At 59.2% G+C, this 21,053-nt stretch carries 17 protein-coding genes and 1 tRNA gene; 10 read left to right on the forward strand and 8 right to left on the reverse strand.

From position 1 onward, the window contains the following. Positions 1-6 precede the first annotated feature (6 nt). The gene (gene uvrA / locus QP363_RS02085) at positions 7-2,844 is read right to left on the reverse strand and encodes an excinuclease ABC subunit UvrA (protein WP_284762221.1); all 2,838 of its coding nucleotides are present in this window, start codon (positions 2,842-2,844) and stop codon (positions 7-9) included. Positions 2,845-2,920: 76 nt separating this feature from the next. Here uvrA and QP363_RS02090 point away from each other — a divergent pair, with 76 nt between their 5' ends. The 4 genes from QP363_RS02090 (at position 2,921) to QP363_RS02105 (ending at position 7,987) form a co-directional block, all read left to right on the forward strand. Further along, positions 2,921-3,523 (forward strand): MBL fold metallo-hydrolase, encoded by a 603-nt coding sequence (locus tag QP363_RS02090; RefSeq protein ID WP_070711265.1) that lies wholly within the window; start codon positions 2,921-2,923, stop codon positions 3,521-3,523. A 95-nt stretch (positions 3,524-3,618) separates the two neighbouring features. Next, positions 3,619-4,542 (forward strand): DoxX family protein, encoded by a 924-nt coding sequence (locus QP363_RS02095; protein ID WP_070446965.1) that lies wholly within the window; start codon positions 3,619-3,621, stop codon positions 4,540-4,542. Positions 4,543-4,722: 180 nt separating this feature from the next. Next, entirely contained in the window at positions 4,723-6,963 is a 2,241-nt protein-coding gene (locus QP363_RS02100; protein WP_070711266.1) for a UvrD-helicase domain-containing protein, read from the forward strand. A 10-nt stretch (positions 6,964-6,973) separates the two neighbouring features. Further along, positions 6,974-7,987 carry an App1 family protein gene (locus QP363_RS02105; protein WP_070711267.1) on the forward strand — a complete coding sequence of 338 codons (1,014 nt, stop codon included), beginning with the start codon at positions 6,974-6,976 and terminating at the stop codon, positions 7,985-7,987. Between the two features lie 85 nt (positions 7,988-8,072). On the opposite strand, the gene QP363_RS02110 is transcribed toward QP363_RS02105, so the two are convergent. From QP363_RS02110 to QP363_RS02125, 4 genes are all read right to left on the reverse strand, one after another. Next, a complete protein-coding gene (locus QP363_RS02110) occupies positions 8,073-8,513 on the reverse strand; it encodes a universal stress protein (protein WP_070446890.1) in 441 nt (146 codons plus the stop codon). A 139-nt stretch (positions 8,514-8,652) separates the two neighbouring features. Next, positions 8,653-9,099, reverse strand: a complete 447-nt coding sequence (locus QP363_RS02115) for a universal stress protein (RefSeq protein ID WP_070644846.1) — start codon at positions 9,097-9,099, stop codon at positions 8,653-8,655. Positions 9,100-9,210: 111 nt separating this feature from the next. Beyond that, a complete protein-coding gene (gene uvrB / locus QP363_RS02120; RefSeq protein WP_070446886.1) occupies positions 9,211-11,304 on the reverse strand; it encodes an excinuclease ABC subunit UvrB in 2,094 nt (697 codons plus the stop codon). Between the two features lie 97 nt (positions 11,305-11,401). Continuing rightward, a complete protein-coding gene (locus QP363_RS02125) occupies positions 11,402-11,764 on the reverse strand; it encodes a DUF4259 domain-containing protein (RefSeq protein ID WP_201828125.1) in 363 nt (120 codons plus the stop codon). A 104-nt stretch (positions 11,765-11,868) separates the two neighbouring features. Here QP363_RS02125 and QP363_RS02130 point away from each other — a divergent pair, with 104 nt between their 5' ends. Continuing rightward, positions 11,869-13,233: a DUF4185 domain-containing protein gene (locus tag QP363_RS02130; protein ID WP_070446882.1), complete on the forward strand. Its 1,365-nt coding sequence runs from the start codon at positions 11,869-11,871 to the stop codon at positions 13,231-13,233. Between the two features lie 14 nt (positions 13,234-13,247). On the opposite strand, the gene coaE is transcribed toward QP363_RS02130, so the two are convergent. Further along, on the reverse strand, positions 13,248-13,850 hold the full coding sequence (coaE, locus tag QP363_RS02135) for a dephospho-CoA kinase (protein WP_216379603.1): 603 nt from the start codon (positions 13,848-13,850) through the stop codon (positions 13,248-13,250). A 113-nt stretch (positions 13,851-13,963) separates the two neighbouring features. Beyond that, positions 13,964-15,424, reverse strand: a complete 1,461-nt coding sequence (gene rpsA, locus QP363_RS02140) for a 30S ribosomal protein S1 (RefSeq protein ID WP_010190105.1) — start codon at positions 15,422-15,424, stop codon at positions 13,964-13,966. Positions 15,425-15,665: 241 nt separating this feature from the next. On the opposite strand from rpsA, the gene QP363_RS02145 reads away from it, so the two are divergent. Further along, on the forward strand, positions 15,666-16,406 hold the full coding sequence (locus QP363_RS02145) for a class I SAM-dependent methyltransferase (RefSeq protein ID WP_070644853.1): 741 nt from the start codon (positions 15,666-15,668) through the stop codon (positions 16,404-16,406). Between the two features lie 60 nt (positions 16,407-16,466). Then, positions 16,467-16,937, forward strand: coding sequence for an RDD family protein (locus QP363_RS02150; protein ID WP_070644855.1), 471 nt, complete (start codon positions 16,467-16,469; stop codon positions 16,935-16,937). A gap of 3 nt (positions 16,938-16,940) precedes the next feature. On the opposite strand, the gene polA is transcribed toward QP363_RS02150, so the two are convergent. Further along, positions 16,941-19,592 carry a DNA polymerase I gene (gene polA / locus QP363_RS02155; RefSeq protein ID WP_284762332.1) on the reverse strand — a complete coding sequence of 884 codons (2,652 nt, stop codon included), beginning with the start codon at positions 19,590-19,592 and terminating at the stop codon, positions 16,941-16,943. A 91-nt stretch (positions 19,593-19,683) separates the two neighbouring features. Here polA and QP363_RS02160 point away from each other — a divergent pair. The 3 genes from QP363_RS02160 to QP363_RS02170 all read left to right on the forward strand — a co-directional run bounded on the left by QP363_RS02160 (position 19,684) and on the right by QP363_RS02170 (position 21,052). Further along, positions 19,684-19,757 (forward strand) — tRNA-Leu (locus tag QP363_RS02160). Between the two features lie 67 nt (positions 19,758-19,824). Then, on the forward strand, positions 19,825-20,100 hold the full coding sequence (locus tag QP363_RS02165) for a hypothetical protein (protein ID WP_070446871.1): 276 nt from the start codon (positions 19,825-19,827) through the stop codon (positions 20,098-20,100). Between the two features lie 136 nt (positions 20,101-20,236). Beyond that, positions 20,237-21,052 (forward strand): DUF368 domain-containing protein, encoded by an 816-nt coding sequence (locus QP363_RS02170; RefSeq protein WP_070446869.1) that lies wholly within the window; start codon positions 20,237-20,239, stop codon positions 21,050-21,052. Position 21,053: the final 1 nt, after the last annotated feature.

Consider the following 21,053-nt stretch of genomic DNA (forward strand, 5'->3'; position numbering starts at 1 on the left):
TCACCATCACACCATCTCCTTGAGGAAACCTCCCGTATAGGAGCCTTCTACCTGCGCCACGTCCTCCGGCGTGCCTTGGGCCACGACAGTCCCGCCACCGGAACCGCCTTCTGGCCCCATATCCACGATCCAGTCGGCGGCCTTGATGACGTCTAGGTTGTGCTCAATGATGATGACCGAATTGCCCTTGTCCACCAGCCCCTGGATGACGAGCATAAGTTTGCGGATGTCCTCAAAATGCAAACCAGTCGTCGGCTCATCCAAGATGTAGACCGTGCGTCCATTCGTGCGCTTCTGAAGCTCGGATGCCAGCTTTACGCGCTGTGCCTCACCACCAGAAAGCGTCGTGGCGGCCTGACCCAAGCGGACATATCCCAGGCCTACCTCCACCAAGGTGTTGAGGTAGCGATGAATTGAGGTGATGGGTTCGAAGAACTCGGCTGCCTCCGAAATCGGCATATCGAGAACCTCTGCGATGTTCTTACCTTTATAAAGGACCTCCAGCGTTTCGCGGTTATAGCGGGCACCATCACAGACCTCGCACGGCACGTAAACATCGGGCAGGAAGTTCATTTCAATCTTGATGGTGCCGTCGCCTTGGCAGGCCTCACAGCGTCCACCCTTAACGTTGAAGGAGAACCGGCCCGGCTTGTAGCCGCGGACCTTCGCCTCCTGGGTTTCCGCGAAAAGATTACGAATCTTGTCGAAGACGCCTGTGTAGGTTGCCGGATTCGAGCGCGGGGTGCGGCCGATGGGGCTCTGGTCCACCTGGACCAGCTTGTCTAGGTGTTCCACGCCCTCCACGCGTGTGGCACGACCGGGCACTTGGCGAGCACGGTTGAGCTTGTTGGCCAAGGTCTTGGCCAGGATTTGGTTGACCACCGTGGACTTTCCTGAGCCAGACACACCAGTGACGCAGACGAGGACGCCCAGTGGAATCTCGACGTCAATACCCTTGAGGTTATTCTCGCGCGCGCCGACGACCTTGAGCATGCGCTCGGGGTCAATCTCACGGCGTGTATCCGGGACCGCAAGGTTCTTCTTTCCTGACAGATACTGCCCCGTCAGGGACTCCTCCACGGATTCGATACCGGCGGGTTCTCCCTGATAGACCACAGTTCCGCCAAATTCGCCGGCGCGAGGCCCAACGTCGACAAGCCAGTCCGCTTCCCGGATGGTGTCTTCATCATGTTCCACCACAATCAAGGTGTTTCCGATATCGCGCAGGCGCTTCAACGTGGCGATAAGGCGCTGATTATCGCGCTGGTGCAGGCCAATCGAGGGCTCATCCAGCACGTAGAGGACTCCCGCCAGACCAGAACCAATCTGGGTGGCGAGTCGAATGCGCTGTGCTTCACCGCCGGACAACGTGGAGGCGCCGCGGTCAAGGGTCAGGTAGTTCAGGCCGACGTCGAGAAGAAAGCGCAGGCGAGCCTGGATTTCTTTGAGCACGGCACCGGCGATGATCTCCTCGCGGTGGCCCAACACGAGCGAGTCGAGGAACTCCGCCACCTCCTCGATGGACAGCGCCGTCAAGCCAGCGATGGACTGCTCGCCATGTGCGGTGGAGGCTAAGCGCACCGCCAAGATTTCCGGCTTCAGGCGGGTACCGCCACAAGCGTTACAAGGCACGCGGCGGGTGTACTGAAGCAGACGGTCCTTCTGGGATTCAGAATCCGTCTGATCGAGCTTGCGTTCCAAGAAGCCGATGGCACCCTCGAACGGCGCGGTCCAGTTGCGCTGGCGGCCATAGCGGTTCTTATAGCGCACGCTGACTTCCACATCCGTGCCATAAATCAGCGCGTGGCGCTGCTCCTTGCTCAGCTCGGACACCGGGGTGCGCGGATCAAAGTCCAGGGCTTTCGCTAGCCCTTCAACCAGTTTGACAAAATATCGCGCGTTGGGGCTCGACGTCCACGGTTGGATGGCTTCGACAGCCGGGGCATCCGGATCCGGGATCAACAAATCCACATCCACTTCAAGGCGCGTGCCCAAGCCATCGCACACCGGGCAGGAACCGAAAGGCGCGTTGAACGAGAACGCGCGAGGCTCGTATTCCTCAATGGTCAGCGTGTGGCCATTGGGGCAGGCTGCTTTCTCCGAGTAGGTGTGCGTGAGCTCTTCGCGGTCTACGAAATCCAGGGTGACTAGGCCGTCTGCCAAGCGCAGTGCTGTTTCCACCGAATCCGTCAGCCGCTGCTTTTGAGAAGCCTTCACCTGCAGGCGGTCCACGACGACATCGATGTCGTGCTTGATCTGCTTCTTCAGCTTGGGCGGGTCACTGAGCTGGTAAAGCTCACCATCCACCCGAACGCGGGAATAACCCTGCGCCGCGAGATCTGCGAAGAGGTCAACGAACTCGCCCTTACGTCGGCGCACCACAGGGGCAAGGACCTGGAACTTAAGCTTCTCCTCGTGACTTAAGACCTCATCCACGATCTGCTGCGGGGTTTGGCGCTCAATGACGGCATCGCACTCAGGACAGTGCGCTGTACCCGCGCGAGAAAAGAGCAAACGCAGGTAGTCATAAATTTCAGTGATGGTTCCGACGGTGGAACGCGGATTGTGGTTGGTGGATTTTTGGTCAATGGACACCGCCGGTGATAAGCCATCGATAAACTCGACGTCCGGCTTATCCATTTGGCCGAGGAACATGCGCGCATAAGAGCTTAAGGACTCCACGTAGCGCCGCTGGCCCTCGGCGAAGATGGTGTCAAAGGCGAGTGAGGACTTACCGGATCCTGATAGACCGGTAAACACCACCAGGTTATCGCGCGGAATGTCGATATCCACGCCCTTGAGGTTGTGCTCACGCGCACCTCGTACGACCAAACGATCAGCCACTAGTTGCTGCCTTCCTACACAAAAGAATGTGTGTTCAGAGAGTTCTCACTCAGAATGTACCCGTATGGTTGGACTTATGAACAACGCGCTTGAGCTTCACAAAATTTCCGTGTCCGAGATGGACAACAATTGCTACCTGTTGTGCGCCGGTGACGAGGCGCTGCTTATCGACGCCTCCGCTGACGCCCCTGCGCTGCTCTCCTTGGCCGCCGACCATGGGGTAAAGATCACTTCCGTTCTCACCACGCACCGTCATTGGGACCACGTGCGCGCGCTCAAAGAGGTTCTGGATAAAACCGGTGCCGTGCATTACTCCTCTTTCCTGGACTCCCCTGCCTTGCCGGCACCCGTCGACGTCGAGCTGGAGCACGGCGATACGCTCCCATTCGCCGGCTACGAACTACCCGTTATTATTCTGCGCGGACACACCCCCGGCGGTGCGGCCATTACCGCAGAGATTGATGGGGTTACCAACCTTTTCGTTGGCGATTCACTGTTTCCTGGCGGAGTGGGCAAGACCACCTCGGAAGGTGACTTCGTGCGTCTGTACAAGGATGTCACGCAGCGTCTCTTTGATGTCTACCCGGACGAAGCGATCGTCCGCCCTGGGCACGGCGCACCCACCACGCTCGGCGCAGAGCGCCCGCACATGGACGAATGGTGGGAGCGGCGTTGGTAACAACTTATTAACTGCTGCACTGACAGCGGCACTTGCTTAACCCGCGTACTATGGTGTGACGAACGTCTTTAAAGATCTATTGAATGGAGCACGTTATGATTCGTAAATTTGCCCGTCCTATGCTGGCCTCCGTGTTTGTCTGGGATGGTGTGGATACGCTCCGCAACACCTCGGAGCACGTCGCGGACACCGAGTCCGCGCTCAAGCGCCTGCGCAAGGTGCTGCCCCGCGAATATGCAGGCTACATCCCAAATGACCCAGAGCTCGTTACCCGCGCACTCGGCGGTGCGAAGACCGCTGCAGGTACCACCTTGGCACTGGGCAAAGCCCCGCGCACCTCGGCTGCAGTGCTCGCGCTGACGCACGTCCCTAACCTGGTGGGCAACGCTTTCTGGACCGCCGATTCCAAGAAGGACAAGGAAGCACAGCGCAACAGCTTCATCACCAACACTGCCCTACTTGGTGCCTTGGCCATTGTTACGCAGGACACCGAAGGCAAGCCCTCCGTGCGTTGGCGTGCTGCCAAGGCCTCGGAGCGTGCCAACAAGAAGATCCAGCAGGCGCTGCCGGGTAAGTCCGAGCAGCAGAAGTTCGCAGAAGACTTCTCCAACCGCGCCAACGAGATTTCTTCTGATGTGACCAATAAGGCTAATGACTGGTTCGAAACCGCCAAGGACTACGTCGAGGACAACCGTGATGATTGGGAGTCCGCTGGCCGGGACTTCATCGACTCCGCGCGCTCCTTCGTCGAGGACAAGGCTGAGACCGCTCGTGAGTTCTTTGAGGAGAACAAAGATGATTGGCTTGACGCTGCACGTGACAACACCGAAACCGCCCGCAAGGGTCTGGTAAAGGCAGCCGGCAAGGCACAAGACCGCGCTGACGAGGCCCTAGCCAAGGCAGATTCGCTCGACGGAAAGCGCGCCCAGAAGAAGGCTCGCAAGCGCGCTGAGAAGCTCCAGAAGCAAGCCTCCAAGAAGCTGGATAAAGCTTTCAAGAAGTTTGGTGACCGCTTCTAAGCTCTCCTTCCTACGCTGCGGAAAGCCCCGCAACGCACCGCGATAATCACCGCGGTGGAGACAACAACGGCTCAGCTAGTATGCTGGGCCGTTGTTCTTTTTCCTGTCCACTCTTCCTTTATCTCCCTTCTTACTTCCCGTCTGTTCACGAGAAGCCTTCATACGCACCCAAGGAGCCTTGTGTCTGAATCTTCACCCGCGACTCACACCGGGAAAACCAGCGCCCACGCGAGCGAGCACAGCGCCGAAATAGCCAGCGAACAAGCCTATGTCGACGGCCTCTTTGAGCGTCTGGACAACGAGGTCCACGCTGCCAATGTACGCCTCAACGAGGTGCAAGCAGCCGTCGACCCTCATACCCCAGATGCTGATGCTCTCGTGCGCCGCGAAACCGAGTACCACGGCCTACAAGCCAAGCTGGATCGACTTAACGTCGCCCAACTCGGTCTAGTTTTTGGGCGCATCGACATTGATGCACCTGGCGATAACCCCACCCCGGAAGGCCTCGACCGCCGCTATATCGGCCGCATGGGACTTGATGCCCGGGAGGAGGACTACCGCACGCTTCTTTTGGATTGGCGTGCCCCGATGGCGCGGCCCTTCTACCTGGCAACCACTGCGCACCCTGAAGGGGTTCACGTCCGCCGGCATATCAGGACTACCGGTCGCACTGTCACCGGTATTAGCGACGAGATCCTCGAAGGAGACAACACTGCAGAAAGCAGCGATGTCGCTAGTGAATCCGCCCTCCACCACGTCATGCAGCGTGCCCGCACTGGCCATATGCCCTCCATCGTGGAGACCATTCAGCGCGAACAGGATGAGATCATCCGTGACAGCACGCGCGGAGTCATGGTGGTCGAAGGCGGACCAGGAACCGGCAAGACGGCGGTGGCGCTGCACCGTGTGGCTTACTTGCTCTACACCTACCGCGAACAATTAGCCGCCACGGGCGTGCTCATCGTGGGCCCCAATTCCACCTTCCTGGAATACATTTCCCGAGTACTCCCGGAACTTGGTGAGACCGGCGTTGTACTCTCCACCATTTCTTCTCTCTTCCCCAGCATCGAGGCTACACACGCTGAAACCTTGCTCGCCCGCGAAATCAAGGGTTCAGAGGCCATGGTGGAGATTCTCGGCAACGCGGTGAAGGACTACCAGCGTGTGCCCGAGCAGCTGCGCACGCTGGAGATCGATCGGCTCGAGCTCACCGTGGCCCCCCAGATGGTCAAGGCAGCACGAACCCGCGCACGGCGCTCGCGCAAGCCGCACAACGATGCCCAAGCCGCGTTTGCGGAACACCTCATCGAATCGCTGGCCCAACAGATGGCCGAACGCATCGGTTCTGATCCGCTGGGAGGCGCCAACCTGCTCTCCCGCGCAGATGTGGACCAGCTCCACGATGATCTTGCTGAAGAACCGCAGGTCCTGGAGCTCATCGACGAGTTCTGGCCCCATCTGGCGCCTACAGATGTGCTCGCCGAGCTCCTGAGCAGCACCGAACGCATCGATTCAGCGGCCAGCGCCTACGATGAGGAAACCCGGGGTGCCCTCTACCGCGAGGATGGCCGGGCTTGGGCGGCGTCCGACGCTGCGCTTCTCGACGAACTCGCTGTCCTCATCGGCATGCCAGACCCAGAAGCGGAACGCGCTGCAGAGGAGAAGGAATGGCGTGAGCAGGTCGCCGAGGCAGAAGATGCCCTCGACATTCTGAGCTCATCTGATTCCACCGACAACGATGATGACATGTTCGAAGCGGAGATTCTCTCTGCCCACGACGTCATCGATGCCGAGCACCTCGCTCGACGCCACGAAGTTCGGGATTCCCGCACCACCGCTCAACGTGCCCGCGAGGACTACACGTGGGCTTACGGGCACGTCATCGTCGACGAGGCACAGGAGTTGACCCCAATGGAGTGGCGCATGATTTTCCGGCGCAGCCCTTCCCGGTGGATGACGCTCGTCGGCGATACCTCCCAGACTGGAGCTCCCGCCGGCGTTGATGATTGGGGCGAGACTCTCGAGCCTTTCGTCGGCCAGCGCTTCCGATTGCACGGTCTGAGTGTCAACTACCGAACCCCGCGCCCGATCACGGAGCTGGCCAACCAGCTCCTTCAATCCATCAACCCCGAGGCGACGCCAGGCATCGCGGTGCGCGACGGTGTGGACGTTATCTGGCAGGACGGTGAGAGCGACCTTCAGCCCGCAACCTTCCAGGACGCTGACGGGCGCCTGCGCGCTGTGATCACCGCAGCCAACGTTGAGCAGATCAAAGGACTGGAGTTTGACCACGTCACCGTAGTCAATCCGGATGACATCGTGGAAGCGTCCCCGCAGGGTCTGCACAACCTCTACGTGGCGCTGACGCGTGCGACGCAGTCCCTCACCATCGCCGGCCGCTACGCGGAGGTTTTCCGTTAATCTGGTGCGCATGGCACTTTCCGATATCGCCCGCAAAGTCGAATCCACCGCAAATGCTTACTCGCTCAAGCGCTCAGCACGCAAAGGCTGGCGCCCCAGTGTTACTGGCTATGCCGGCTACGGCAACGAGGAATTCGTCCACGTGCTGGGGCGGGTCCTCATGCATGACCCTGCCGCCGAAGAGCGCGATACGTGGGCTCAACGCGGATACCGCCAGTTCTTCACCATTCAGGTCACGCACCACGAGGTTGAAGTTACGGTTGGCGGGAAAACGGTAGCGGGCACCACGAACGACAACGGCTATGTCGACGTGCTAGTCCATGACCACGGGCTAGAACCCGGTTGGCACGAGGTCACCATCCGTGCCAAGGGCGCCGAGGAAGCCAGCGCGGAGGTCCTCATCGTGGATAAGGACACGACCTTCGGTGTGGTCAGCGATATCGATGACACCATCATGGTCACGTGGCTGCCACGCGCGATGATTGCGGCGTGGAATTCTTGGGTCAAGCGCACTAATACGCGCAAACCAGTAGAAGGCATGGCCAGCTTCTACCGAGAGATCTACCAGCAGCACCCAGAGGCACCCTTCATTTACCTCTCCACCGGTGCGTGGAACACCTATGACACGTTGGTGAACTTCATGGCGGACAACGGATTCCCCCGCGGCCCGCTACTCCTGACGGATTGGGGGCCTACACCTACCGGCCTCTTCCGCAATGGCCTGGAGCACAAGCGCGTCCAATTGCGAAACCTGTTCATCGCTTTCCGCAAACTGCGCTGGCTGCTCATCGGTGATGATGGCCAGCACGATCCCTTGACCTATGCGGACGCGGCAGCGGAGCATCCTAACCATGTGGCAGCAGTTGCGATACGCAATCTCACACCGCAGGAGCAGCTGCTGTCCCACGGCTCGCTCGCTCCCTTGGTGAAGGTCAACGAGCAGTCTTCTTTCGATATCCCGCTCATTCAAGGCACCGACGGTAACGCCCTTGCCCGTGCCTACCGCACTCTTCCTTCCAGCTAGGAAGATAAGAAAAGGCGCGCAGCGGCCCAGGTAACCCTTTCTTTGAAGGTCTCTGGGCGCTGCGCGCCGTGCACGCAATAAAGCGTTAGTTGACGGTGTGGACAATCATGACATCGCAATCAGACTGACGTGCGACGTCCGCCGGTACCGAACCAAGCAGGCGGCCGGTCAGGGAGTTGATTCCACGGTTACCCACGATGAGCAGGTCTGCCTTGTTGTCGTTGACAATGGACATCAGGGCCTGAACCGGGGTGCCCGGGCGCACAGCGGTCTCCACCTTCGCCACGCCGAACTTCTCTGCGTGCTCCTTGCCAGAGGCGAGGTTGGCCTGGGCCTTCTCATCACCGAGAATCGTCACGGAATCCTGGCGCAAAGTCTTGGAAGCCTGCTCCTGGTTCTCGTAGTAGGCGCAACCGATGATGAGGGTGGCATCGAAGGCTGCGGCGATCTTGGCGGCGCGCTCCACAGCAAGCAGGGAGGACTTGGAACCGTCGGTGCCGACCACGATCTTGTTGTAATCGCTCATGATGACCTTTCTTCGCTGGCCTCAACCATGAGGCCACCGCTTGACAAAATTTTAAAGCTTTTGCGCACCCGCTAGTCTAACAACGCTGGCGCGTTCACGTCGATCAGCGCGCACGAGGCTCAGCGCGCCATGTTCTGCCCTAGTCAGTGGTGTTGACCACGACGACGTCAGCGTGGGCTTTACGAGTGAGCTCCGTCGCCACGGAGCCGAACACGCGACCACGCACCGAATGAATTCCCTTGTTACCCACAACGAACATATCAACGTCATGGTCCCTGCCGACCTCGAGGAGCGAATTCACCGGGTCACCGGACTTAGCGATGATCTCAATCCGCTCCGCCCCCTCGCCGTGCGCAATCTCCGCGGCATTGTTGAGGAAGCTTTCCGACATCTCTTCGCTCACAACCGGTACTCGGGCATCCTCTGAGTTCGGGGCGCCGAGCATCGAACCCGAGTGGTTGTAGAAAGCAGACACGATAATCAGTGTCGCGTCATAAGCGCGCGCCATGGATGCGGCAGAACGGACAGCGCGCATGGACGTCTGAGAACCATCGGTTCCGACAGCGATAACGTTGTAGCTCAGCATAATTCTCCTTATAAGTAGTGCTTAATCTTTAAATAGTATGACACGGTCTGCTATGCCGAGACGGGTTTTACCCGCACATTGAGTTGGCAAATTTCAGGACTAGGCGCGTCGTCAAATGCCGGCCTCCTTGAGACCGCGTTGCTCCTTTTTCAGATCAGCGATCTCATCGCGTAAGCGCCCCGCCAACTCGAATTTGAGCTCCCGGGCTGCCTCGCGCATTTGGGTCGTTAGGTCGTCGATAAGCGCCTGCACCTCGTCGGCAGCCATGGAGGACACATCCGGCTTGTCGACGATGGCCGTGGGATCCGCGTCCTGCCCCTGCTCATCGGCGTTCTCATAAACCTGGTCCAAGATATCGGCGATCTTTTTGCGTAGCGGCTGCGGGTCGATGCCGTGCTCCTTGTTATAGGCAATCTGCTTCTCACGGCGGCGCTCAGTCTCCTCGATGGCTTCCTGCATTGAGTCCGTAATCTTATCGGCGTACATGATGACCTCACCGGACACATTTCGGGCGGCGCGGCCAATAGTCTGAATAAGCGAGGTGGTGGAGCGCAGAAAACCTTCCTTATCGGCATCCAAGATGGCGACAAGTGAAACTTCAGGAAGGTCGAGGCCCTCACGCAGCAGGTTGATGCCCACGAGGACATCGAATTCCCCCAAGCGCAATTGGCGCAGCAGCTCCACGCGCTGAAGCGTGTCAATATCCGAGTGGAGGTAGCGCACCTTGATACCGTGTTCCAGCAAATAGTCCGTGAGGTCCTCTGCCATGCGTTTGGTCAACGTCGTGACCAGGACGCGCTCCTGCTTCGCGGTGCGGGCGCGGACCTCATCGATGAGATCATCAATCTGGCCCTTGGTGGGCTTGACCGTCACCTTGGGATCTACGAGGCCGGTGGGGCGAATGACCTGTTCCACGAACTCGCCGCCGGAAGCCGTCATTTCGAAATCACCGGGCGTCGCCGACATGTACACCGCTTGTCCCACACGTTCTTCGAACTCATCGAAAGTGAGCGGACGGTTGTCTACGGCAGAAGGCAAACGGAAGCCAAACTCCACGAGGTTGCGCTTGCGGGCCATATCGCCCTCAAACATGCCGCCGATCTGCGGGACGGTCACGTGAGACTCATCGATGATGGTGAGGAAGTCCTCTGGGAAATAGTCCAGGAGTGTCGCCGGCGCGGAGCCGGCGGGACGTCCATCAACGTGGCGCGAATAGTTCTCAATGCCGGAGCAAAAGCCCACCTGCTCGATCATCTCAAGGTCGTATTCGGTACGCATGCGCAGGCGCTGCGCTTCGAGCAACTTGCCGCGGTTCTCCAGCTCCGCGAGGCGCTCCGCGAGCTCCTCCTTGATGTCCTCGATGGCACGGGCCATGCGCTCTGGCCCAGCTACATAGTGCGTTGCGGGGAAGATTCTTACCTCGTCGACCCGCTCCAGCACGTCGCCCGTCAAGGGGTGGATGTAGTAGAGCTCGTCCACGTCATCGCCGAAGAACTCGATGCGCACCGCGCGCTCTTCATAGGCAGGGATAATATCCACGGTATCGCCCTTGACGCGGAAGGTTCCGCGCGTAAAGCCCACGTCATTGCGCTCATACTGAATATCCACGAGCAAGCGGAGGAAGCGATCGCGGTCGATCTCCTCCCCTTCCTCTAGCACAACAGAGCGATCAAGATAGGACTGCGGCGTGCCCAGACCGTAGATACACGACACAGAAGAAACCACAACCACATCACGGCGAGAAAGAAGAGCTGACGTGGCGGAGTGGCGGAGGCGCTCCACGTCCTCATTGATAGAGGAGTCCTTCTCAATGTAGGTATCCGTCTGCGCGATATAGGCTTCCGGTTGGTAGTAGTCGTAATAGGAGACGAAGTACTCCACCGCGTTGTGTGGGAGAAGCTGGCGCAGCTCATTTGCCAGCTGCGCCGCCAGCGTTTTATTCGGCGCCATCACAAGTGTTGGGCGCTGCTGCTTTTCGATGAGCCAGGCGGCTGTCGCGGATTTACCGGTACCCGTGGCACCCATGAGTACCACGTCGCGCTCGCCGCGACTGAGCCGCTCATCCAGTTCCGCGATGGCGGCGGGCTGGTCGCCAGCGGGCTGGAATTCGGACTCAACACGGAACTCGGCGGAGCGCCGCTCGATTTCGCCAACAGGGCGATGTTCGGAGACGGGCAGGATGGGGTGTTCAGCAGCAAAAGCCATGCTGACCAGTCTAACGCGCACACCACGAAACCTGCTAGGGCCCACTGGCTAGGCAACCTGTCTCACCTGTGTCTGTGAAGGGAGGCCTCACTGCATTTTAGGGCAACGCCGCGCGCGTCCTGCGCAACCACAGTTCAAGCTCACCCGTGGTTTCCCACAACGCATAAATCGGGGAACTGTTGGGCTCCATCGCTGTATTGATTTTCTTGCGCAACCAGGCCCGGGTCTGTGGTGTGCGCAAAGCTTTAACGTCATCCGCGCTAATTCCAGCGGGGAGCCTATCTTCAGGCGTGGTGGCCAATGCCCCCAAGGCAATGATTACCTCGGCATCATCGACGTCGATGGGAGAATCCACGCAGCTTTTCTTAAACGTATCAAGATCGAAGGAGCCATCACGGATTGCCGCGAGCACTTCGCACGCGGCGTGATTATCAAAAGGCCCAACATCCCACGTTCCCATGGAGGTGCAGATTAAGCAGGGAATGTGAACGGGATGCGAGCACAAGGTAAATTTTAGCCGCCATATCCTTTAAAAGTTGGCGCTCTCCTTTAGAATCTGCTGACATGAAGCTTCGTTCTCTTACCAGCGCGTTGACCATTGCCGGACTAGTGCCTGTCGCTATCGTGACCCACTCCCCTGCGGCCCACGCGTCACCGTGTACGGCCTACTCGAGGTCCGGCAGCTTCACGTCGAAACCCGAGACTTCCGGCTCTTCGCTCGGTGGGCTCGACGCCCTACTCGGCAGCTCTTCCCGGTCCAGCAGTTCGGGCAATACTGAGGCACCACAGCGCAGCAACTATAACCAGCGCCAGATCAGCGGCGGGCCAACCCAAATCATGCAGCTCATCACTGGTTCCGGTTCTCCAAACCGCACCGACCGGAAGTTTGATATTTCCGGAACTGACCTCGGCATCGCCTACTCGGATGGCGCGGGCAAATCCTACTATGTCTTCGGCGATTCCATGGATTGCTCAAGCGAGGGCGACGGGTGGCGTTCCAACCTCCTTTTGCGCACGAGCGACCACGACTATGGTGACGGCCTGCGCCTGGAGGAAGCACTAACGAACTCTGGATGGTCGGCTCAAGGCCGGGCTAAGGAGTTCATCCCTTCCCAGAAGGTGGGAGATAAAGACACCAACGGCGAGCGCACCACTATCCCCACGGCCGGCATAGTGGTCGACGGCGTGCACTACATCGACTACATGTCGGTGCGCTCCTGGCACGATCCGAAGACCGGCTGGTCCACCAACTTTGGCGCGACCGTGAAGTCGACTGATGGCGGAGTCACGTGGCGCGCAGTGCCAGAGGCCACCCGAACCAACACTAGCCACGGTGCGAACGCGCCGATTCCCGGCGGCGCCAACTACCGCAAAGGGTTTGAAAAACTTCAACAATCAGCCTTCATCGAGCACGACGAGTACATTTACCGCTTCACCACCGGCAACGGCCGCCGCGGCCCAGCATATTTGTCCCGTGCGTTGAAGTCGGAGTTTCCTAACGAGGAAGCCTTCAGCTACTACTCTGACGGCTCCTGGGTGAAGAATCCGGCGCGCGCCACCGAGGTACTCGACGGCAAGGTATCCGAACTCTCTGTGGCTTACAACCACTACTTGGGCAAATACATCACTATGTACGGGGTGGAGGGCGAAGGCATCGTTATGCGCACGGCCGATAGCCCAGAAGGCCCATGGTCGCCGCGCCGCATGCTGGTGAGTGAAAAGACCACCAAGGTCGTCAGCGGCCAGCCGCTCAATGACACCTATGCTCCCTTCGTTCTGCCGAACCAGGACGATCAGCACCTCTATTACACTCTGACGTCCTGGCATGACTACAACACCATGCTCATGCGCACAGACCTCGACTTCGTGGGCGAAGACATGGAAAACAACGACCACGTTGAAGTCTCTGACGTCGTAGCGACGCGTTAGTTAATTGCGCGTCCCTAGGCGAACCGGGAGCGGAGCTTGTCGACGACCCCGTCAACCTGCGCATCGAGCTTATCGCGAGCGCCGTTGTTATCAATAATGAAATCAGCAGCGGCGCGGCGCACATCGTCCGGGACCTGCGCGGCTATCCGGCGGCGCGCATCCCCCTCATCCAGCCCGCGATACTCCACGAGGCGGCGAACCCGCTCCTCCACATCGACGTCAACGACGATGGTGGCGTCCATATTTTTGTGTAGACCCTTGTCCACGAGGAGCGGCATGTCATACACCACGAAGTCGGCGCCAGCGCGGCGCGCGGAGTCGAAGCGGGCCTGGGTTTCCTCCTGAATACGCGGGTGCGTAATGGAGTTGAGGAGATCGGTCTTCTCCCGGCTGGCGAAAGCGCGGGAAGCCAGCAACCCACGATCGAGGCTTCCATCGGCTTGAAGGATATCCTCCCCGAAAGCGTCTGCTAACTCAGCGAGCGCCGGTTGCCCCGGTTCAACGATGTCCCGAGCTATCTGATCGGCATCCACTAATACCCAGTCGTGGTGCAGGAGAAGCTGCGCCACTGTAGATTTTCCGCTGCCGATACCGCCGGTGAGTCCAATGAGCTTCATACCGGCTTAGGATACGCGAAAGGCCGCCCCTCCCACAGTGGGAGAAGCGGCCTTTCTCAAAAGCTAGACCATCTCGGGTTCATCGCTGAGTGCGAACCGAGAAAGATCCATTCTTAGTTGCCAGCGAGCTTGTCGCGCAGAGCAGCGAGCTGCTCGTCGGATGCGAGGGAGCCGCCAACCTCTGCCTGAGAATCGGATGCCGGAGCTGCATCCTGAGACTCGGAAGAGTAGTTGGAGTTGGCAGCGGACTCAGCGGCCTCAGCAGCTGCAGCACGGTTGCGCTCGATCTGAGCGGTGTGCAGGTTGAAGCGACGCTCGGACTCGGCGTAGCGAGCCTCCCAAGCCTGACGCTGCTCGTCGTAGCCCTCGAGCCACTCGTTGGTCTCTGGGTCGAAGCCCTCCGGGAACACGTAGTTGCCCTGCTCGTCGTAGGAGTCAGCCATGCCGTACTTGGACGGATCGAACTCGTCAGTGTAGTCCTCGTCGGCCTGCTTAACAGACAGGGAGATACGACGACGCTCGAGGTCGATGTCGATGACCTTGACCATGACTTCCTGGCCAACGTTGACAACCTGGTCCGGAACCTCCACGTGGCGCTGAGCCAGCTCGGAGATGTGGACGAGGCCCTCGATGCCCTCCTCGACGCGAACGAAGGCGCCGAACGGAACGAGCTTGGTGACCTTGCCCGGGACGATCTGGCCCACAGCGTGGGTGCGGGCGAAGACGCGCCACGGATCTTCCTGGGTTGCCTTCAGGGACAGGGACACGCGCTCGCGGTCCAGGTCGACGTCGAGAACCTCGACGGTGACCTCGTCGCCCACGGTGACAACCTCAGACGGGTGGTCGATGTGCTTCCAGGACAGCTCGGAAACGTGAACCAGGCCGTCGACACCGCCGAGATCGACGAAGGCGCCGAAGTTGACGATGGAGGAGACAACGCCCTTGCGGACCTGCCCCTTCTGCAGCTGGTGCAGGAACTCGGAGCGGACCTCGGACTGGGTCTGCTCGAGGTATGCGCGGCGGGACAGGACAACGTTGTTACGCTGCTTGTCCAGCTCGATGATCTTGGCCTCGAGCTCCTGGCCGATGTACGGCTCCAGGTCGCGAACGCGGCGCATCTCAACGAGGGAAGCCGGGAGGAAGCCACGGAGGCCGATGTCGAGGATGAGACCACCCTTGACAACCTCGATGACGGTACCGGTAACCGGCTCTTCCTTGGCGTGCAGCTCTTCGACGGCGCCCCAAGCGCGCTCGTACTGTGCGCGCTTCTTGGACAGGATCAGACGGCCTTCCTTGTCCTCCTTGGTGAGAACAAGTGCGTCGATCTCGTCGCCGACCTCGACAACCTCATCCGGGTTGACGTCGTGCTTGATAGAGAGCTCGCGGGACGGGATGACGCCCTCGGTCTTGTAACCGATGTCGAGCAGGACCTCGTCGTGGTCAACCTTGACCACGGTGCCCTCGACGATGTCACCATCGTTGAAGTACTTGATGGTGGCGTCGACGGCTGCGAGGAAGTCCTCTGCGGTTCCGATGTCGTTGATCGCAACCTGAGGGGTGTTAGAAGTTGGCATGTAGTTATGCTCCGAATAAACGTAGGAGATCGTAATTGGACAGTTACGCGTCTCTTGAAAAGCGTCATTAAGCAGCGCAAATGCGCAAGGCTTAAGATGGATTTCAATCCCGACTCGCAGCCGTGCCGAGCTCTCCTACAGTAGCCCAGCGCGTCCCGAGTCATAGACACGCCCGTACAACCCTACATCCTCGCAGCTAAAACGGCAAATACAACACGGAAAAGAAATTGGAAAAGTGAGAATGTCTTCTGCAGCCTTTTCTGCTTCCTCAGCCAATCGCAATTTTTGGGATCGTGACGCCGATTCCTACCACGCGGAACACCCCGAATATCTATCCTCTTTCTACTGGTGTCCTGAGATGCTGCACGAGGCGGAAGCGCAGCTACTGGGCGATGTCTCCTCCGCTACCGTCCTCGAGCTCGGCTGCGGCTCCGCGCCTTGCACGCAGTGGCTGCAAGGACGCGCGCGCTTTGCCACGGGCTTCGATCTCTCGTCTGGAATGCTTTCCCATGCCGAGAGTGGCCTACCGCTCGTTCAGGCTGATGTCCTAGCACTTCCCTATCGTGACGGATCCTTCGACGTCGTCTTCTCCGCCTTTGGCGCCCTTCCCTTCGTGGCCAACCTTGACCAGGCACTGAACGAAGTCCACCGTGTTCTGCACCCTCATGGCCGCTTCGTCTTTTCTGTGCCACACCCCATGCGTTGGGTCTTCCCCGATGATCCACAGGACCTCACTGCGCAGCTGTCTTATTTTGAACGCGCCTACCTAGAGCAGGATGACAGCGGTGAGCTCAGCTATGCCGAGTTCCACCGCACGATGGGCGATTGGGTGCGAGCACTCCAAGTGCGCGGTGCATTTGAAATTCGCAACCTCATCGAACCCGAGTGGCCGGAGGAAAACACACTTACGTGGGGACAATGGTCGCCTGAGCGGGGAGCCATTTTCCCCGGCACCGCCATCTTCGTGTGCGAAGCACGGTAGGTCAGACACTACCTCCCCTGGTATCGAATCAATCGGCTGCAGCGAACTAAGCTGACAGCCATGCTTCTAGAACGCCTCGGGATTTTCGCGCGCCGCGCAGTGGCCTGGTGGATTGATGCCTTTCTCGCCGCCGCCATCATCGTGGCACTCAAGTGGCTTATCAACCTCATCGCCGATGAAGTGCTGAGCGGTCGAGCAGGCGCTGTCTATGACATCGTTGCCCTCGCACTCGTCTTCTACGTCTACCGAGTGTGGGTAGAGGCCGCAAAGCAGACTTCCCTGGGTAAGTGGTCGCTAAAGCTAGAAGTCATTGCTGAGCATCCCGGAATCGGCAGCGCAGCCGTTCGCAACGGCTGGCTCCTTCTCACACTTCTCGCGTTGACAGGACTCCCCTTCGTGGAGGCAACCATCCTGGGCATCCTCGGCCTCAGCGTCCTGCTGCTGGGACAAACCCCATTCGACCTCCTTGCCGGATGTTTGGTCGAGCGCCGCACGCCCACCGAAGACGAGCGCGCGGTGGGCTTGACCTAAGCCCTAGTGCGCTGCGGCATCCCAGTTTTTGCCCACACCAACGGAGACCTCAAGGGGCACAGTCAACTCGATAGCCTTGTCCATCTCTCGCTCCACGATGCGCTGGACGTCCTCCGCTTCGCCGGGAGCCACCTCCACGACGAGTTCATCGTGAACCTGGAGCAAGACGCGCGAGGCCAAACCTTCAAGCGCCTTGTCCACGCGAATCATGGCCACCTTGATAATGTCTGCTGCAGTTCCCTGAATCGGGGCGTTGAGCGCTGCGCGCTCGGCGTTCTCGCGAGCAACACGATTATCGGAGTTCAGCTCCGGTAGGTAGCGGCGGCGCCCGAAGACCGTGGAGGTGTAGCCGTCCTTTCGAGCTTGCACGACAACTTCGTCGAGGTAGCGCTTTACACCACCAAATCGCTCAAAGTAGCTCTCCATGATCTCCTTGGCTTCCCGTGCGGGGATGCCCAGCTGTTGCGACAAACCAAATGCGGATAGCCCATAGACCAAGCCATAGGACATGGCCTTGACTCGGCGGCGCAGCTCTGGGGTGACCTCATCGACAGGAACATCGAAGACCTTGGAACCAACGTAGTTATGGAGGTCCTCACCCTCCCGGTAGGCCTCAATAAGCCCAGGGTCGGCAGAAAGGTGCGCCATGACTCGCATCTCAATCTGCGAGTAATCGGCCGTAATCAAGGTTTCGAAGTCTTCACCGACCACGAAGGCCGAGCGGATCTGGCGACCAGCCTCCGTGCGCACCGGGATGTTCTGCAGATTCGGCTCGGTCGAGGATAGGCGGCCGGTTGAAGTCACCGTCTGGTTAAACGTGGTGTGAATGCGGCCATCCGGCTGAATGGTCTTGATGAGCCCCTCCAGCGTCGTCTTCATTTTCTGGTATTCGCGGTGCGCCAGCAGGTGATCCAGGAAGGGGTGCGGATGGGTAGCGGCCAGCTGCTCAATTTCCTTAGCTGCGGTCGAATAACCTGTCTTAGTCTTCTTCGTCTTCGGCATATCGAAAGTATCGAAGAGCACCGCCTGCAGCTGCTTCGGGGAATTCAGGTTAAGAGAATCATCACCAGCCAACTCGCGGGCGGCGCGTTCCTGCTCATTGACCTGCTCAATGAAAGCATCACGCTGCGTTTCCAAGACATCGCGGTCAACTGCAATACCAGCGGCCTCCATCTGGGCCAGGATGGTCACGAGCGGCAACTCAAGGTCCGTATACAACTCGAAGGAATCAATCTCTTGGAGTTGACTAGTCAGTTCTGCCGCCAGCTCCATGATGGCGCCGGCCTGTTCTACAAGTTGATTGTCATCCAAGAGGGAAAGCTGCTCCGTGGCCACCCCCAAGGACTTCTGCAGATGGCGCTGGTACACGTCCGTCAACGCATACGTGCGCTGACCTGGGCGCAGGAGGTAGGCCGCCAGGGCTGTGTCATGGGCAATTCCACGTAGTTCAATCCCTCGCCCCACCAGCATGTGCCAAGTAGCCTTTGCCTCGTGCACATACTTCGGCGCATCTGATGACAACCACGCGGCCAGGGCGGCGTCATCTTCTGCATCCAGGTCCGCCAATTCAATCTGGAGTCCTTCAAAAGCTGAATCGACCAGTGCTAGCGCTGCCGCATCTCCTGCACCTGGGGTTCCGTCACCCTGCACGAATACCGCGACATGCTTTTTACCTTCGAGCCACTTAGCCAGCGGCGTGTCCACCACGGTCACCGATACATCCGGCGTTTCCTCCGCCGCGGCAGCTTCGGCGGCGGCATCGTGCGGGACGGCGTTGAGGACCCGCTCGCGCAGGTTGGTGCCAAATTCCAACTCGTCGAAGCGAGCCGCGACCTCGCTAGCGACCGCTCCCTTGAATTCCAGGTCTGCCGGTCCAACCTCCAGGTCCATGTCCGTCACCATTTGGGTGAGCTTCCGGTTGAGCTTGACCTGTTCAATGCGGTCGCGGAAGTTCTGGCCCGCCACTCCCTTGATTTCCTCGGCATGCTCGATGAGGCCATCGAGGGAACCATACTGGGTAATCCATTTCGTGGCGGTCTTCTCCCCCACCTTCGGAACGGAAGGCAAGTTATCGGAAGGATCTCCGCGCAAGGCCGCAAAGTCCGGATACTGCTGCGGGCTCAGACCGTACTTCTCCTCCACGGCCTCCGGTGTAAAGCGATGCAGCTTGGACACCCCGCGCATGGGATAGAGGACGGTCGTGGAGTCGTCGACAAGCTGCAAATAGTCGCGGTCACCGGTAACCAGGAAGGTCTCATAGTCCGCGCCCGCCTGGGTAGACAACGTGGCCACGATGTCATCAGCCTCGAAATTCTCGCGCGAGAGCGTGGTAATTCCCAACGTTTCCAGCACGTCACGAATGAGCTCAACCTGGCCGCGAAACTCTTCAGGGGCGGCCTCTCGTTGCGCCTTGTACTCGGGGAACATGTCGGTACGGAAGGTCTTGCGGCCCACGTCGAAGGCTACAGCGACGAAGTCCGGCTTCTCCTCGGCGAGGATATTCGCCAGCATGGACAGGAAGCCGTATACCGCGTTCGTGTGCTGGCCACCCGAGGTGGAAAAGTTCTCCGCGGGCAGTGCATAAAATGCGCGAAAGGCCATGGAGTGGCCGTCAATGAGCAAGAGTCGGGGCTGAGAAGTAGTCACCCGGCCCATCCTAACGTGTTGCACGGAGCGGCACCGTTGAGGGCCGTAGGCAGGCAATTAGGTTCACATTGGTCGGCTGCGCTACTATCGTTGCTTGTGCGCCCCTGTAGCCCAATTGGCAGAGGCAACGGATTCAAAACCCGTGTAGTGTGAGTTCGAGTCTCACCAGGGGCACAATTCCACCCCGCAACAGACCCTGTTGTGGGGTGTTAGCGTTTTCAACCGAAAGGAATCCGTTACCATGCGTCGCACTATCATCGCTGTGAGCACCGCCGTTGCCCTCACCTTGGGTGGTACCACCGTGGCTACTGCCGCAGATTCGAGTGCCGACAAGGAGGTTTCCTCCAAGGTGGAAGGCTCCTCCTACTACCAGGAGCTGCGTAAGTCTGCGGCGTCCTCGGACGATCCGCAGCTCAACACTTTCTACACCGTGCTTCTCGACGGCCTTGTAGGCCTCGCTGCCTTCGCCATCTTGGGTTCGATCTACGGCGAGGTGGCCAAGCGCTTGCCGATGTAGGCAACGTATAACCTTCTATGGGCTGAATAGTTTGCATAAGCCCTTCGCGGAGTGAGAGAATAAGGAGTCATCTGCCCATTCCTCTCCTTCGGCACGGCATCCCCACCGAGGAGACTGTCAACGTTACTTTCGGTTTATGCACTATATTCTTAACGCCATTTGCGGCGCCCTCATTGGCATGGCCGAGTTGGTCCCCGGTATTTCCGGAGGCACCGTGGCGCTCATCGTAGGCATCTATGAACGCGCTTTGCACAACGCCAATGATCTCATTTCCGGCCGTTTCAAAAAGGTTGAGTGGGGCTTCCTCCTCTCAGTCGCCGCCGGCATGTTCCTTGCCGTCTTCGGTTTTTCCACGCTGCTCCACAACTTTGTGGAAGGACAAGTGTCCTTGTCCCGCGCATTGTTCCTCGGCATGGTCGCCGTGTCCATCATCGTTCCAATAAGCATGATGTCGCGGTTTACGCCCGCGTCCATCGCCGCATTCATCATCGCCACCGTCGCGATCTTCTTCGTTACCGGCTTTACTTCAACTCCTGTCGAAGACCCCAGCCTGATTGTGGTGTTCTTGGCGGCCATGGTGGCCGTCTGCGCGCTCGTTCTCCCCGGCGTATCGGGCTCACTCATCTTGCTGACGATGGGCCTCTACCAGCCTGTCATTGGCGCGGTCTCTGACCGGAACATGACCATCGTGGGCGTCTTCGCCCTCGGCGCGCTGTGCGGCCTTGTCGCGTTCGTCAAGGTTTTGAATTACCTACTCGATACCCACCGCGATCCGACCTTGGCCGCCATGGCCGGCTTTATGCTGGGCTCGCTTCGCGCATTGTGGCCGTGGGGCGCAGACCAGGATGCTTCCACACCGCTTATCCTGCTTATGTTCGCGCTCGGCGGCATCATCGTCGCTATTTTCATCGCCGTGGATAGGCGCAAAGCCGCAAGTTATCAAGAGAGTTAAA

This window comes from Corynebacterium sp. UMB6689, from assembly GCF_030215295.1.
GTDB lineage: Bacteria > Actinomycetota > Actinomycetes > Mycobacteriales > Mycobacteriaceae > Corynebacterium > Corynebacterium aurimucosum.

Coding starts and splice junctions, on each gene's coding strand:
- QP363_RS02090 (WP_070711265.1), top strand. CDS start 2,921: ATGAACAACGCGCTTGAGCTTCACAAAATTTCCGTGTCCGAGATGGAC.
- QP363_RS02095 (WP_070446965.1), top strand. CDS start 3,619: ATGATTCGTAAATTTGCCCGTCCTATGCTGGCCTCCGTGTTTGTCTGG.
- QP363_RS02105 (WP_070711267.1), top strand. CDS start 6,974: ATGGCACTTTCCGATATCGCCCGCAAAGTCGAATCCACCGCAAATGCT.
- QP363_RS02110 (WP_070446890.1), bottom strand. CDS start 8,513: ATGAGCGATTACAACAAGATCGTGGTCGGCACCGACGGTTCCAAGTCC.
- QP363_RS02115 (WP_070644846.1), bottom strand. CDS start 9,099: ATGCTGAGCTACAACGTTATCGCTGTCGGAACCGATGGTTCTCAGACG.
- uvrB (WP_070446886.1), bottom strand. CDS start 11,304: ATGGCTTTTGCTGCTGAACACCCCATCCTGCCCGTCTCCGAACATCGC.
- QP363_RS02125 (WP_201828125.1), bottom strand. CDS start 11,764: ATGGGAACGTGGGATGTTGGGCCTTTTGATAATCACGCCGCGTGCGAA.
- QP363_RS02130 (WP_070446882.1), top strand. CDS start 11,869: ATGAAGCTTCGTTCTCTTACCAGCGCGTTGACCATTGCCGGACTAGTG.
- coaE (WP_216379603.1), bottom strand. CDS start 13,850: ATGAAGCTCATTGGACTCACCGGCGGTATCGGCAGCGGAAAATCTACA.
- rpsA (WP_010190105.1), bottom strand. CDS start 15,424: ATGCCAACTTCTAACACCCCTCAGGTTGCGATCAACGACATCGGAACC.
- QP363_RS02145 (WP_070644853.1), top strand. CDS start 15,666: ATGTCTTCTGCAGCCTTTTCTGCTTCCTCAGCCAATCGCAATTTTTGG.
- QP363_RS02150 (WP_070644855.1), top strand. CDS start 16,467: ATGCTTCTAGAACGCCTCGGGATTTTCGCGCGCCGCGCAGTGGCCTGG.
- polA (WP_284762332.1), bottom strand. CDS start 19,592: ATGGGCCGGGTGACTACTTCTCAGCCCCGACTCTTGCTCATTGACGGC.
- QP363_RS02165 (WP_070446871.1), top strand. CDS start 19,825: ATGCGTCGCACTATCATCGCTGTGAGCACCGCCGTTGCCCTCACCTTG.
- QP363_RS02170 (WP_070446869.1), top strand. CDS start 20,237: ATGCACTATATTCTTAACGCCATTTGCGGCGCCCTCATTGGCATGGCC.